This is a genomic window from Pseudomonadota bacterium, assembly GCA_034660915.1.
In the GTDB taxonomy this organism is placed as follows: Bacteria; Desulfobacterota; Anaeroferrophillalia; order Anaeroferrophillales; family Anaeroferrophillaceae; genus DQWO01.
Genome location: JAYEKE010000083.1, coordinates 1 through 14,809 on the forward strand (window position 1 = coordinate 1; position 14,809 = coordinate 14,809).

The window sequence follows — 14,809 nt, forward strand, 5'->3', positions numbered from 1 at the left end:
GCCAGTTTGCCGGCTCGCTGATCATACGCCTCTTTATCAGACCAGGTATCCCGAGGATTCAAAATTTCGGCCGGCACCCCGGGACAACTCCGCGGCACCTGAATGTGGAACAGCTCATCGTTATTATAGTCCACTTTTTTCAACTCACCATTCAACGCTGCCCGTACCAGACTTCTGGTTACATCAATATCCATCCGGTGACCGACACCATAAGGTCCTCCACTCCAACCGGTATTCACCAGGTACACTTCGGCACCATGAGCTTTCATTCGCTCACCCAGCATCGAGGCATAAACATCCGGATTTCGGGGCATAAACGGTTCCCCAAAAAAGCGGGAAAAGGTAGTAACCGGCTCCACGATGCCGGTTTCCGTACCGGCAAGTTTACTGGTATAACCCATCAGGAACCAGGTCATGGCCTGGGCCGGCGTCAATCTGGATATAGGCGGAAGCACACCATTGGCATCGGCAGTCAAAAAGAGAATTGTTGATGGATGAGTGCCAACGGATGATTTTTTAATGTTTTCCAGGCAGGAGAGCAGATACGAACCCCGGGAATTGGGGGTAATCCGGTCATCATCAAAATCAAAATGTCCCGAGGGATAAATCATCGCGTTTTCAACAATTGACCCATGCTCGAGATAGGGAGATTTATGCATGATGGCATCATATATCTCCGGTTCCTTCTGTGGATCTAAATTAATCAGCTTGGCATAACAACCATTTTCAAAGTTGGCGATACCCCTGTCACTCCAGCCGTGCTCATCATCACCAAGTAAAGCTCTTTCATGGTCGGCAGAAAGAGTCGTTTTACCAGTCCCGGACAAACCCAGCAACAGGGCTATATCACCATCAGGACCTTCATTGGCCGAACAATGGAGGGGTAAAATATTTTCAGCCGGAAGATAATAATTCATCACCGTAAACATCAGTTTTTTAATACTGCCACAGTAGGCTGAACCATAAACAATACCCATGGAACGATCCATATCCATGGCCACCGCCATGTTGCTGGTCATCCCCCCAGGCATTTTCCTCAGCCGCCCATCATAGCGCTGACGGTCAAGTTTGTCATAGGGCAGCACCAGCAGGGTAAAACCACGCCCGGCAAAAATGCTCTGTTCCATATTCTCCGGAACTTCCCGGAACATATTATCAGTAAAAAGGGCCGCCAGGGAAAAATCGGATATGGTTCTGGTGGGCAAGGCATAAGTGGCATCAGCACCAATCACCCGATCAGTCACATACAAACACTCCTTCCGAGAAAGGGTAGCCAGAGCATCGGCAAAAAGCCTGTTAAAGGTTTCCTCATCAATGGGTATATTGTTGGGAGAGTCCCAGTCAATATTCCCCTCACTTACCGCCCTTTTGACAATAACGGTGTCCTTGGGACTTCGTCCGGTTGATTCAGGTGGCGTCCAAGTTGCCACGGCCCCGTTAGCGGCAACAATGACTTCACGATTTTCCACTGTTGCCTGGATCAGCGCTTTTCGCGAAGGATTTAACTGCACTTGTGCATGCTCATTCAACATGCTCTTCACTTGACGTTCTAAACCCATTTTACCTCTCTCTTTTCCACCCAAAAAGTTAATATACTTCGCCCTCTTCGAAGGGGACAGAATTGAATTCTATCCCCGTATTCAAACAATTTGGATATCAGCTAAAGTTACATCTCTTTGTAACTATTCAGCATATCACTATAAACCGGCTTTTTCCTTCAGGGGACAGATTTTATTTTTCTCATCTGGAGGACATATAATTTTTGCTTCCATCATCAGGTTTATAAATCCAACTGAATAAACCATAGAGAAAAATTTAATCTGTCTCCCGGTCTTGGAGCTGAATAGTTACATCTCTTTTAACATTTTCCTGGCTTCCTCGGCACCATCAAATGTCGATGACAAGGAAAGTGCATGTTCCAGTGAGCGAGCTCCAGCTGCCGAGTCACCACCTTTGGCCAAGGCCATTCCCAAATGATAGTATACCACCGGATTTTCACCCAGTTTTTCAGCCGCTTCCCGCAGGTAGACAGAAGCCCGGCCAAAGACATTCTTCTTATAATAAATCCATCCCAGGGTATCAGTTATCCGGGGATCATCAGGACGCAGACGTTTAGCATCTTCAGCCAGTGATAAAGCCTGATCAATATTACCACCATGTTCCGCATAGAGCCAGGCCAGGTTATTCATTGCCGGCACAAACTCAGAATTAACCTGCAAAGCATCCTCATAGGTTTTCATCGCCTCCTGATAATGTTTTGTCTGTTCACGGATAATTCCAAGCAGCATATAAGGAGAAAGAACTTTGGGATTTACGGCAACAACCTGCTCATATTTTTTCTCAGCTTCGGCAAGTTTTCCCTGTCGCTGGTATACACCACCTAAATAAACATAGGAAGAAAGAAGATTGGAATTTTTTCCGATTGCGGTTTCAAAAGATTTTTTCGCCAATTCCAACTTATTAGTGCTTACATATATTCTCCCCATCAGATTGTCAGCAAACGCATCATTGGGATCCTGTTCGAGTAACGTCTGGCAGAAGGCTAATGCCTGATGCGGCTGTTTATTGATCATATGAACGGCAACAATTTCAGCCGCAACATCTTTGAGCTGTGGATTGAGCGATAAGGCTTTCTGGTAATCGGCCAGCGCCTGGGGATATTTTTTCTGCAGTCGCAGCAATAAACCCCGCTGAGCGTAACCACTAGGGTTGTCAGGCTGTAAAACAATCATCTTAGTGTATACTTTCAAAGCCCCGGAGCCATTACGCTGGGCAACCAGAATTTTCCCCTGCAGATCAAGGGCCCGGTAGTTTTTGGGCTGGGCAGCCAGAACTTCTTTAATCAGCTTAAATGCCTCATCAAATTGCCGCTGTAAATAGGCAAGTCGCGCCAGTTGATAACTGGTATTCAGGTTACCGGGAGCCAATTCTCTGGCTTTCTCCAGTTCACTTATTGCCTGATTCAAGTTTCCGTCAGCAGACATGGCCAAACCAAGATAATAATGTACAGGAGCAAAGTTTGGCCGATTTTCAACCACATAACGAAAATCAGCAGTGGCATCAAGAATCTTCTTTTCACCAAGCAGCAACCGTCCCCGCAGGTATCTGGCATGATAGTTTTTCTCATTACTGGATAATACTTCCTGCACCAGCGGTTCGGCCAGATCTGCCTGTTTCTGATCCAGGTACAACTCCGCCAGCTTGAGTCTGGCCGGTTCCGACTTGGCATCAGCCTTAACTGCCTGTTTAAAGGCTGATAAAGCCTGATCAGTTTTACCCACTTTCTGGTAAAAATCACCCAGCATCAGCATTGCATCAGCATTTTCAGGAGATTGTGAAACCATATCCTGCAACGTTGCTTCTGCCTTTTGTAAATTCTGTAACTGGGACATGTAAAAATTAACCAGAACCATCCGCAGGCCTTTATTGCCAGGATTTTTCTCAACCAGAGATTCATACAACTGCTGGGCTGCAAGTTTCTTGCCGGCAATAACATACATGCGGGCCAGGGCTAAAGAAGCGTTCATTCCTTCGGTGTCAAGGGATACCGCTTTTTTCAAATGAACGAATGCCAGCTCAAACTTCTTTTGTTGTCCGTAAAAATTGCCAAGAATAATATGCGTATTCACCCTATCCGGCCCCTGGTTTAACGCCTGCTGATATGCTTTCTCCGCTTCCTCCAGGGCACGATTACGGGCATGTAAATGGCCAAGAATCATCAACGCTTCAATATTATTCGCCTCTTTTGCCAGTACCAGCTGGACCTTTTTCATGGACTCATCGTATTTCCCTGCCAGCAGGTAAAATCCGGCAAGTTTCAAATTAGCCTCAGCCATCTCAGGATCAAGGGTTACGGCATTATAAAATTCACGCACAGCCTGTTTCGGCTGCTGTAATTTAAGGTACACTTCCCCCAGTTGATAATGAACCCTGGCATCTTTGGGGTCAATTTGCACCACATTCAGGTATTCAATTCGGGCCTCTTTATATTTTTCCGCTTTCACATACTCCAGTGCCCGCTGTAGATGATCTGCTTTTTTTTGTTCAGGATTTTTACTGCACCCTGACAAAATGGATAAGCAGAAAAGAAACGTTAAAAAAATCAGCCCAGCCATACACCATCTATTTCTGTTGTGCATCATCAGTCTATTCCTTCCTATAAAAATCATCAGTGGTCGGTTTCCTAACAAAAAGGAATCCAAGCCAATTGATCTTGCTGCTGCCCGTCAAGATTATCGGGTTATTACACCTAAATTAAGCGATTAGCTTTTAGCACTTAGCGATTAGCTCAATAATTACAAGATATTTAATATTATACATATTCACCCGATGGGTTTTGTTACTAATCAACGTAAAGCCCTGATTATTAAAAGCTAAATGCTAATGGCTAACCGCTAATACTCAGCTTAGGTTACATTATCAGTGGATAATTGCAATATCTCAACTTTCTGACTTGTGTTGCCAGGAGACATTATCAGGATATTCGGGCTTGGCTCACAGCCTGTCTGCCGACAGGCAGGCGGCATTGACCGCCGAACGAATCACCACGACGGTGATTCGCGGCGGGCACCTCGGAGCTGCACACGATGTGCAGCAAGAATGAGCGAGAGCCATGCCGGAATATCCTTGAAGCACATTTTTTCAAGCCCTGCCTGTCGGCAGACAGGTGTTTTTTCACAACTCAGAAAGTTGACGCAATATTTTAAAAACTCGATTACCGGTTTCTCTAGACGATCAAGCCTCAAAATCCACCACACTGCAGCCAAACAAGGCATCAACTTCCTGCATCAGCTCACTGCTGGGCTTAACACTGTAGTCGTTTGAGAGAGAAAGCACTATTTCACAATCATCCTTCCTTAAAGTTACATATCCCGGGCAGTCGCCCCGGCAGCGAGATAAAATGCCCTGGAAAAGATTTAATTTACTGACGGTCAATAGATTATGATTCAAGGCAAAGACAACTCGACTGACCATTTTTGCAGTAGCTTCCTTAAGACTCATCACTGCTGTGGCCACAACCTTCGCCTTTCCTCTCTCATCATCAATTTCAACCCGCCCTTCGATAATCAGCGGCTCCTGACTGTCAATGTAGGGAGAAGCCAGCTGGAAGGCATCAGGAAATAAAGTCACGTCAACAGTCCCCGTAAGGTCTTCCAGGGTAATAAACCCCATAAGTTTGCCCTTCGCCGTCCGCTTTTCCCTGACAACGGCTACTAGACCGCCAATACGAACCCGGGATTGATCCTGGAAAGCAGAAAGCCGGCCAATTTGGGCGACGGCGCAACGTTTCATTTCCTCTATACACTGTTGAAGAGGATGGCCGGTAATATAAAAACCCAGAGCTTCCCGTTCGTTCGCCAATTTTAATTTATCATCCCACTCCTCAATATCAGGATAACTATATATTTGCTCGGCATCAGTGTCATTATCCTCACCTCCCAGATCAAAAAGGGAAAGTTGACCCTGCTGTTTATCCCGCATAACCCGCTGGCCGGTTTCAATGGCATCTTCCATCACCGCGGCAATTTTCGCCCGGCTGATTCCAGTCGAATCAAAGGCTCCTGCCTTAATCAGGCCTTCGATCACCCTTTTATTGACTTTGTGCAGATCAACCCGCTGGCAGAAATCAAAAATGGAGCTGAAACTTTCACCATCACCACGTTCCCGAAAAATTTCTTCAGCCGCTTTACTGCCGACATTTTTGATTGCCGCCAAACCAAAACGAATTCCTTCTTTCACCACCGAAAAAGAGGTTCCGCTTTCATTGATATCCGGAGGAAGAACCTCAATATGCATCTCCTTGCATTCGCTAATATTTTTTATAACCTTATCAGAATTCTGCATATCCTCCATCAGCAGAGCGGCCATAAATTCAACCGGATAATGGGCTTTCAGGTAAGCAGTCTGATAAGCGATATAGGCATAGGCGGCAGAATGGGATTTATTGAAACCGTATTCGGCAAATTTTGCCATCAGGTCAAATATCTCCCCGGCTTTCTTCTCATTAATTTTATTGGCTTTTGCCCCATCCATAAATCTTTGTCGCTGCTGGTCCATTTCTTCAGCTTTTTTCTTTCCCATGGCCCGGCGAAGGATATCTGCTTCTCCAAGGGTATAACCGGCCAGCAACTGGGAAATCTGCATCACCTGTTCCTGGTAGACGATGACACCATAGGTATCCTTAAGGATCGGTTCCAGTTGGGGCAGCAGGTATTCAATTTTCTGCCTGCCATGTTTACGATCAATAAAATCATCAATCATCCCACTATTCAAAGGACCGGGGCGATAGAGAGCAACCAAGGCAATAATATCCTCGAAGGTTCCTGGATTAAGCCGCCGCATCAGGGACTGCATACCGCTGCTTTCCAACTGAAACACCCCGGTTGTGGTCCCTGACGCCAGCAACTTATAAGTCTTCGGATCATCAAGAGGAATATCATCAATATTGAAAGAATCAGCGCCATCAGCTTTAATCAACCTCACGGCATTGTCAATAACCGTCAAGGTCTTTAATCCCAGAAAGTCGAACTTTATCAACCCCAGTTTTTCAATATTCGTCATGTCATACTGGGTGACAATTTCATTGTTTTGTCCGGAATACAACGGCAGGTAATCAACCAGTGGATTATTGGCAACCACTACCCCGGCGGCATGGATTGAGGCGTGGCGGTTAAGCCCTTCAAGAGCCAGCGATATTTTCAGCAGCTGCTGTTCTCTCGCGGAGCCTTTCCGGAGTGCCCCCAGCCGTTTTTCCTTTTTCAACGCTTCTTCCAGAGAAATATTCAGGACCGTGGGAACCAGCTTGGCAATTTTGTCTACCTCGGCATAAGGCATATTTAATCCGCGTCCCACATCACGGATCACCCCCTTCGCCTGCATTTTGCCAAAGGTAATGATCTGGGCTACCCGGTCACTCCCATATTTTTCGGTAACATAACGAATGACTTCTTCACGGCCACGAATGCAGAAATCCATATCAACATCCGGCATGGAAATTCGTTCCGGATTAAGGAAACGTTCAAACAGCAGGCCATATGGCAGCGGATCAATATCCGTAATTTTCAAGGAAAAGGCTACCAGGGAACCCGCCGCGGACCCCCGGCCCGGACCCACTGGAATAGCGCGCCGGCGGGCATAATTAACAAAATCAGCAACAATCAGAAAATAACCGGCAAAACCCATTTCATTGATCATTGCCAGCTCAGATTCCAACCGCTCCTTATACTTTACCAACAGTTCATCATTCCACTTATCACCATAGAACCTTTGGATTTTATCCAGACGCTGAGCAAAACCCTCTCGACTTTTATCCTCCAGATGAGCGCTTAAACTCTGGCCGTCTGGCGGCGCATAATTAGGCGGATGATAAGTTCCAAATTCAAACTTGAAATTACATCGTTCGGCAATTTCAATGGTGTTGGCTATAGCTTCAGGATAATCAACAAAACCAGCAGCCATTTCTTCAGGCGATTTAAAATACAGCTGATCAGTGCCATACTGCATACGACTCGGATCATCCATGTGCTTACCGGTCTGGATACACAACAAAACTTCATGGGCCCGGGCATCTTCAGCCATCAGATAATGACAGTCATTTGTGGCCACCAGCGGAAGATCAAATTTGCGGGCCAAGGCAATCAACTGCTCATTCACCTTGTACTGATCCGCGATTCCATTATCCTGAAGTTCAATAAAAAACCGCCGATTATCAAACAGCTGCTGATAGAATTGCACTTCTTCTTCCGCCAGCTGTTGTTCACCACGATTAAGATATGCCGCCACTACCCCATTCAAACAGGCACTGAGGGCGATTAAGCCCTCATTATGAAGACTGAGTAATTCCTTATCAATACGCGGCCGATAGTAAAACCCTTCAAAATAGCCCAGAGTTACCAATTTACAGAGGTTTTTATACCCCTGTTGATTTTTTGCCAGCAGCACCAGATGATGGGCAATATCCGGATTTTTACCACCACGCCTATCATGACGGCTCCCGGGAGCCACATAGACTTCACAACCAATAATGGGTTTGATACCGTACTTTTCCGCCATCCGGTAAAAGTCAACCGCGCCGAACATATTCCCATGGTCGGTAATGGCCACGGCCGGCATTTTAAACTCGCTGGCCCGCTTCATCAGGTGTTCCAGGCGAATGGCCCCGTCAAGAAGGCTGTACATGGTATGGAGATGCAGATGAACAAAAGATGAGTGTTTCATAACCTACTGTAATTATTTAGTATTTTAATATATAATTGGAAACATCAACCAAGTTTATCGCCTTGATTACCTATCATAGGAAGAAGAACTTTCACAAGTAAAAAAGGACACAGCCAAGCAGTAAAGGTTAAAGGTCAATTTTTCTGAGTTGCTCTAAAAACAGCTAGACTGTGGGATGCACTAAAGCAATGTCTCCGGATGTTCCGGCATGGCTCTCGCTCATTCTCGCCGACCGTCCATGGCCTGCCTGTGCGTGCCGCACGCAGACAGGCTATGAGCCAAGCCCAAGCATCCTAATGATGTATCCCTGGCAATGCAAGTCAGAAAGTTAAGGTTAAAAAAACCTGAAGCCATCAAAACTAGTAGCTTTACAATTAAGCAATTTTATTTTACAAAGAGAAACAAATTCTGATTGTCATCCCTCTACCTCTGGAGAAATTTCAATGCCATCAACACCCAACCCGGCGCGGCTTTCCAGTTTGCATGCACGCCTGGAAACAATGAATAATATCGTTCGCAGCCTGCGAATCACCATTCCGGAAGAGCAACCGAAACTGGAAAAATGGCTGGGCACTATCCATGAACTGCTTCGGTTTTCCGATCAGTTCTCCCTGCCGGTCACGGTCATTGGTCCGGTAAAATCCGGAAAAAGCACTTTATTAAACACTTTGCTTGGACAGAAGATTCTTCCCATGGGAGCCGGCATAACCACAACTTTTGTCACGGCAATTCACCATGGCAATGATTTGCATGGTGAAATATCTCTTATTTCGCCGGACCAGGCTGACAACCTTTTCCAAAACAGCTGCCACTTCCTTTTTGCCAGTGATCTGGAAGAAAGCGAGGTTTCCCTTTTCGAACCTGACGACCGTCAACGGATTAAGCAGTTATTAGAAGATTTTTCACAGAAGACTACGTTAACCCGCTATGGCAGTTTTGACAGAGACTACCAACTGCTGAAAAATCTTCTGGCAGGCTATGACAATTTGGCTGATTATTCATGGGGGACAGATTTGAAATCTGTCCCCGACAAGAACCTATCTTTCAACCAGGAAGAGCTGGACCAGTTCAGACAGTTTATTACCAGCGAGCCAGTCTCCACCTTTCTCGAACAAGCAACCGTTTTTTTCCCTTTCACCATCCTGCCAGAATATGTGGTCATGCAGGATTGCCAGGGACTGGACACTCCCAGTCCCGGACAACAGGCACTTGCCATTCAGCAACTGGCAACCAGTCCGATCCTTATTTATGTTATCAGCAGCCGCATGGGTCTGCGTCAGGCGGATTATCACCTGCTCGAACACCTGCACGATTTGGGGCTGGCGTCAAAGCTGCTCTTCGTGCTCAACTTTGATCTGGCAGAACATCCGTCCAGAGAAAAGATGGATGAGATCCTCAACCGCTGTCGTCAAGAACTGGCAGAGCTGGGATTTAACCAGCCATGCTACGCTTTCTCCGCCCTCTACCATCTCTACGACCGGCTGAGAAAGGAAAGCCCTTTAGAAAAAAGTGAGGAAAACCGTTGGCTTCTCTGGCAGGAGGAACCTGAAAAGCTCGAGCTTTCAGCCACAAACTGGGAATCCTTTACCGCCAGGTTACTGGAACTTACAGGCAAGCAGGCAGACGAGTCATTGCTTCAGCATCTGAACAGCCGAATAATGCATATTGCCGGTCGGGCCCATTACCTGGTCACTGTCAGGAAAAAGTCTCTCTCATTGAACCAGGAGGAGATTGACAGCTCGGTACATAATCATGAGGAGCATAAAGAAAACTTAAAGCAGTTAGAAAAACAGCTTGGCACTACACTGAATTCAATCACCAGTCAGTGCGAGCGAGAATATTACCAGAAAATAGAATCATGGTTCAATCAAGCCCAAGAGGGTGGAATCCGGCCGCTTCTCCATCATATTATCGATAACTACCAGCTGCCTGATGATTTATTGCCGGCGAAGAACCGCAACCCGCTGCTACCACTGAAATTACTTGAACGACATTTCCAACAGGTCATTCACCCTCAACTACAGGAAAAACTGGAAATCAGCATCCATCAATTCTGGCAAATCCTCGAAAAGGAGATTCAATCTGCCTACTCCTCCCGTTGTACTTCGTTATTTTTTCTCCTGGAGAAGGCAACTGGAAGCGAAGTGGACAACCAGGAACGGCATAATCTTCCATCACCCATAAACTGGGACAGCAAACTGCCGAAATTCAGTTTTGCCAATCCATTGGCAGAACGATTTTCCGCCGTCTCAAAATTTTCACTGATCGGCAAATTATTATCCGACAAGTTGAAACAACTGCGTAAAAGGCGCTCATGGGGAGATACAATCAGCAACCAACTTCAGCAGCAAGCTCGAAATGAACTTAAAGGCCGACTCCTGGATTACCAGGAAAAATTGAAATTCCTTTTTCTGCGACCCTACCTGGAGGAATATGAACACCTGATCAGTGATTATCTGGCTGACTTTATCCACATCAGCACCTTGGAGATGTCCCAACAACAGAATGGTCTGCAGGCTCAAGGACAACAACAGGAAGAATTATTTGAAATCCTGGACAATCAAGGAAATGAGCTTGAACAACTTATAGAAAGCCTGAACAATTTCACCATAACGGCGACAAATCCGTGAGCAGCAGATATCTGATTACTGCCCCCTGGGTCATGCCTTATCCGGGGAAACTGATTGCCAACGGGGCCGTTTGCATCGAGGATAACCGGATTATCCAAGTATCTCGGCAAAGTGAAATCCCCACTGAAAATGACTACGATACCATCCGCATTTTCCAGGATAATTGTCTGCTTATGCCCGGATTGGTCAATGCCCATTGCCATCTAGAACTGACCGAGTTTGCCGACCTGTGCCCGGTTCCAGGAACCGTGGACTTCATAGACTGGATAATATCAGTTATTGCCGTGAAGAAGGTGACTCCAATGGAAACCTTCAGAACCGGATTAGCAACCGGCCAGCAACTTTTACTGGAAAGTGGCACAACCTGTGTTGGCGATCTTCGCAGCCCGGAAATATTTCTATCTCCAGAAACAGCACCGGGTATCTTGCGAGCCGTTAAATTTCTTGAAATCATCGGCCAGGACCCCCGGAAACAACTTCAACTACTGGAACTGCTGGCAGCCGAAGCATCCATTGTACCAGAGAAAAACCCGCTGGTTCAGTCCGGCATTGCCCCCCATAGCCCCTATACGGTATCATTGCCATTATTGAAACAACTGATCATCGAAGCGGAAAAGCAAAAACTGCCAGTCACCATCCATCTGGGCGAATCTGTAGCAGAAACCCGGTTTTTCCGTGATGGGCAAGGCCCCATAGCTGAAAAACTCTACCCACATATAGACTGGCAGATCTTTACACCTCCAGCTTATGGTAAAGATTCCATTGATGTCCTGCTGGAAAAACAGATCATTCATAAAATCAGTGCCGTCCATCTGGGCACCGCCCGCAAAGACCAACTCAAACAGTTTGCCCAGCTGTCTATCAAACCGATAATCTGTCTGCGCAGCAACCAGACACTGGGAAACCCCTTGCCTGACCTGCCGACCATGCTTGATTATGACCTGTCTCCGGCGCTGGGAACTGACAGCCTTACCAGTGTCAACAGTCTCAGCCTCTGGGATGAGATGCGATTTATAACCAGGACCTTTCCCAGTATTCCGGCAATCAGCATTTTAACAATGGCAACAATTAATGGGGCCGCAGCATTAGGCCTTGAGAACAGTACCGGGAGGCTTGAAGCAGGATATGAAGCCGATCTGATTGCGGTGCAAATAAAGTCACCCCAGCGTTTTCCTGATCTGGAGGAGCTGATAAAAAATACCGAAAACCGGGATATCAGGCTGGTAATGGTGGGGGGGGAAATAGTCAGGCTTTAACATCAATGAACACTCCACCTGAACGACGGTGGGGTTGGCTTGTTTCAGCTTGGGAGTTATTGGATTTTACACGTGCGGATTCCCTTTTCCGGGAAGGATGGCGAGATGACTGATCATCTTTTTTATGGGGATTATTATCCAGAACCGGATGTTCGGCTTGATTAATTTCCTGAATATCGCGCTGCTGCTTTTCTTCTTTCAGCAATTGCTGCTGGACAAGTTTGCTCAGCTCAACTTCAGCCCCATGGGCACCCTGCTGCTGCATTTTACTGACTGTGGTTGTTTGCAGCAGCACTTGCTGCATATCTACAGCTCTAAGCATAAATCATGTCCTCCTGCCTTGCTATCGGCAGAAAGGCATCAGAACTTGAGTTTGATCCTCGCAATCCGCTGGGCTAGACCCTGCTCTTCATCCACCTCTATCAACACCCCATGAAGCTGGATGTTTTCACTGGCCACCTCAAAACGATTGGGCATGGCAGTTAAAAATTTACTGATTACCCGATCTCCCTTCATCCCGATAACCGAATCCATCGGCCCCGTCATTCCCAAATCAGTAATATAGGCAGTTCCACCGGGGAGCAAGCGCTCATCAGCTGTTTGCACATGGGTATGGGTGCCTGCCAGGGCGCTGACACGCCCATCAAGGTACCAGGCCATGGCCATCTTTTCCGATGTCGCCTCAGCATGAAAATCGATGATGATCACTCTGGTTTCAGCCTGCATCTTTTCAATCAAGGGGACAACAGTCTGGAAAGGACAATCCAACGGGCCCATGAAAATCCTGCCGGATAGACTGATTACCCCAATTTTAATTTCCGGCACATTTTTTGAGGAAATAATTACATCCCCCCGACCTTTATTCCCAGCCGGATAATTTGCCGGCCTTAAGAGTCGTGGCTGGTCCTCAATATATGGCTCAATTTTCTTCTGGTCCCAGATGTGATTACCCGAAGTAATGACATCAACACCACATTGAAAAATATCTTCCGCAATTTCAGGAGTGATACCAAAACCACCGGCCGCATTTTCGCCATTGGCGATAACCGCATCCAAATGGTGCTCATCAATAAGCCACGGAAGCTTTTCCTGCAGAATCTTTCTCCCGGGACGACCGATAATATCACCAATCATGGCAATGCGAATCATTTGGCATAACCCACAGCTCTGGTTTCACGAATCACAGTAACCTTAATCTGCCCGGGATAGGTCAGATCTTTTTCAATCTGTTGAGCAATATCTCTGGTAAGAACCAGGGCATCTTCATCACTTATTTTTTCGTGGTTTACAATAACCCTGATTTCACGGCCTGCCTGGATGGCAAATGTTTTATCAACCCCCTTAAAAGCATTGCCAATGTTTTCCAGGGCCTCAAGTCGCTTGATGTAGGCATCAAGCATTTCCCTGCGGGCGCCTGGACGAGCACCTGAGAGGGCATCTCCGGCCTGAATCAGCACATCCAGAACCTGATTTGGTTCCACGTCTCCATGATGGGCTTCAATGGCATGAACAATTTCCGGTTTTTCACCATAGCGCCGGGCCAGATCCGCACCAATAACTGCATGGGAACCTTCAACTTCATGATCAACTGCTTTACCGATATCGTGCAATAATCCAGCCCGACGTGCCTCTTTCACCGACAATTTCAATTCCGCCGCCATCATGCCGCAGATAAAAGCAACTTCAACGGAATGTTCATAAATATTTTGAGTATAACTGGTCCGGTATTTCAATCGGCCAATCAGGCGAACCAACTCCGGATGCATCCCATGAAGTCCGAGATCAAATATCGCTTTTTCACCGGCTTCTTTCATGGTATGCTCAATTTCTAATTTAACTTTAGCCACCACTTCTTCCACATGTGCCGGATGAATCCGTCCATCAGAAATCAGCCGGTTTAAACTCATCCGGGCAATTTCCCGACGAACCGGATCAAATGAGGAAATAATAACCGCCTCAGGAGTATCATCGATAATTAAATCAACTCCCGTTGCGGCTTCAATGGAACGGATATTACGCCCCTCCCGCCCGATAATCCTTCCCTTCATTTCATCTCCGGGAAGGTTCACCACAGATACCGTACGTTCGGTAGCGTATTCACCGGCATAACGCTGAATTGCCTGGCTGATAATTTTGGTTGCTTTCTTTTCCGCCGTCTCTTTGGCCTCGTCCTCAACCTGCTTTATCTGTTTGGCTGATTCATGTTTTGCTTCTTCAACCATCATTTGCATCAATGTTTCTTTTGCCTGTTGAGAACTCATCCCGGCAATTTTTTCCAGTTTTTCCTTTTGCTCTATCACTAAAGAGTTATATTCCTTTTCCTTATCAATAGAATTCTTTTCCCGCTGCGCAAGGCTCTGCTCACTGCGCTGATGTTCATCTTCCTTTTTATCCAGGTTATCAGAACGCCGCTCCAGGCTATCTTCTCTGGCTACCAGGCGTTTTTCCAGTGCCTGCATCTCTTTACGACGTTCGCTGGTTTCCTGTTCAAACTCGCTCTTGGCCTTGAAAATGATATCCTTGGCCTGAACCATCGCCTCTTTTTTAAGTAATTCAGCCTCTTTATATGATTCAGAAATAATTTTCTGACCCTCATTAGTTAAATTTTCCAGCTCTCGTTCAGCTGTTTTTTTACGCAGAACATAACCGATTCCCAGGCCGGCAATCATGGCCATCAGAACCGCAACAATCAGACTAAGGTACATA

Annotated in this window: 8 protein-coding genes; 2 read left to right on the forward strand and 6 right to left on the reverse strand. The window is 46.5% G+C overall.

The window, feature by feature from the left end:
• The 3 genes from U9P07_04945 to dnaE form a co-directional block, all read right to left on the reverse strand.
• Positions 1-1,559 (reverse strand): phosphoenolpyruvate carboxykinase (ATP) (locus tag U9P07_04945; protein ID MEA2108749.1); only part of this gene is annotated, 1,559 nt, incomplete at its 3' end.
• 288 nt (positions 1,560-1,847) lie between these two features.
• Positions 1,848-4,169, reverse strand: coding sequence for a tetratricopeptide repeat protein (locus U9P07_04950; GenBank protein MEA2108750.1), 2,322 nt, complete (start codon positions 4,167-4,169; stop codon positions 1,848-1,850).
• Positions 4,170-4,734: 565 nt separating this feature from the next.
• Positions 4,735-8,217, reverse strand: coding sequence for a DNA polymerase III subunit alpha (dnaE, locus tag U9P07_04955; protein MEA2108751.1), 3,483 nt, complete (start codon positions 8,215-8,217; stop codon positions 4,735-4,737).
• 443 nt (positions 8,218-8,660) lie between these two features.
• Here dnaE and U9P07_04960 point away from each other — a divergent pair, with 443 nt between their 5' ends.
• On the forward strand, positions 8,661-10,847 hold the full coding sequence (locus U9P07_04960; GenBank protein ID MEA2108752.1) for a dynamin family protein: 2,187 nt from the start codon (positions 8,661-8,663) through the stop codon (positions 10,845-10,847).
• Positions 10,844-12,103, forward strand: coding sequence for an amidohydrolase family protein (locus tag U9P07_04965; GenBank protein ID MEA2108753.1), 1,260 nt, complete (start codon positions 10,844-10,846; stop codon positions 12,101-12,103). The genes U9P07_04960 and U9P07_04965 overlap by 4 nt, the downstream gene beginning before the upstream one ends.
• Here U9P07_04965 and U9P07_04970 read toward each other — a convergent pair.
• From U9P07_04970 to rny, 3 genes are read right to left on the reverse strand one after another with little or no spacing between them, the layout of a single operon-like run.
• A complete protein-coding gene (locus tag U9P07_04970) occupies positions 12,093-12,425 on the reverse strand; it encodes a hypothetical protein (GenBank protein ID MEA2108754.1) in 333 nt (110 codons plus the stop codon). The two genes, U9P07_04965 and U9P07_04970, sit on opposite strands and share 11 nt — an antisense overlap.
• Before the next feature lie 38 nt (positions 12,426-12,463).
• A complete protein-coding gene (locus tag U9P07_04975; GenBank protein ID MEA2108755.1) occupies positions 12,464-13,249 on the reverse strand; it encodes a TIGR00282 family metallophosphoesterase in 786 nt (261 codons plus the stop codon).
• Complete coding sequence (gene rny, locus U9P07_04980; GenBank protein ID MEA2108756.1) at positions 13,249-14,808, reverse strand: ribonuclease Y; 1,560 nt, start codon at positions 14,806-14,808, stop codon at positions 13,249-13,251. Before rny ends, U9P07_04975 begins: the two co-directional genes overlap by 1 nt.
• Position 14,809 lies beyond the last annotated feature (1 nt).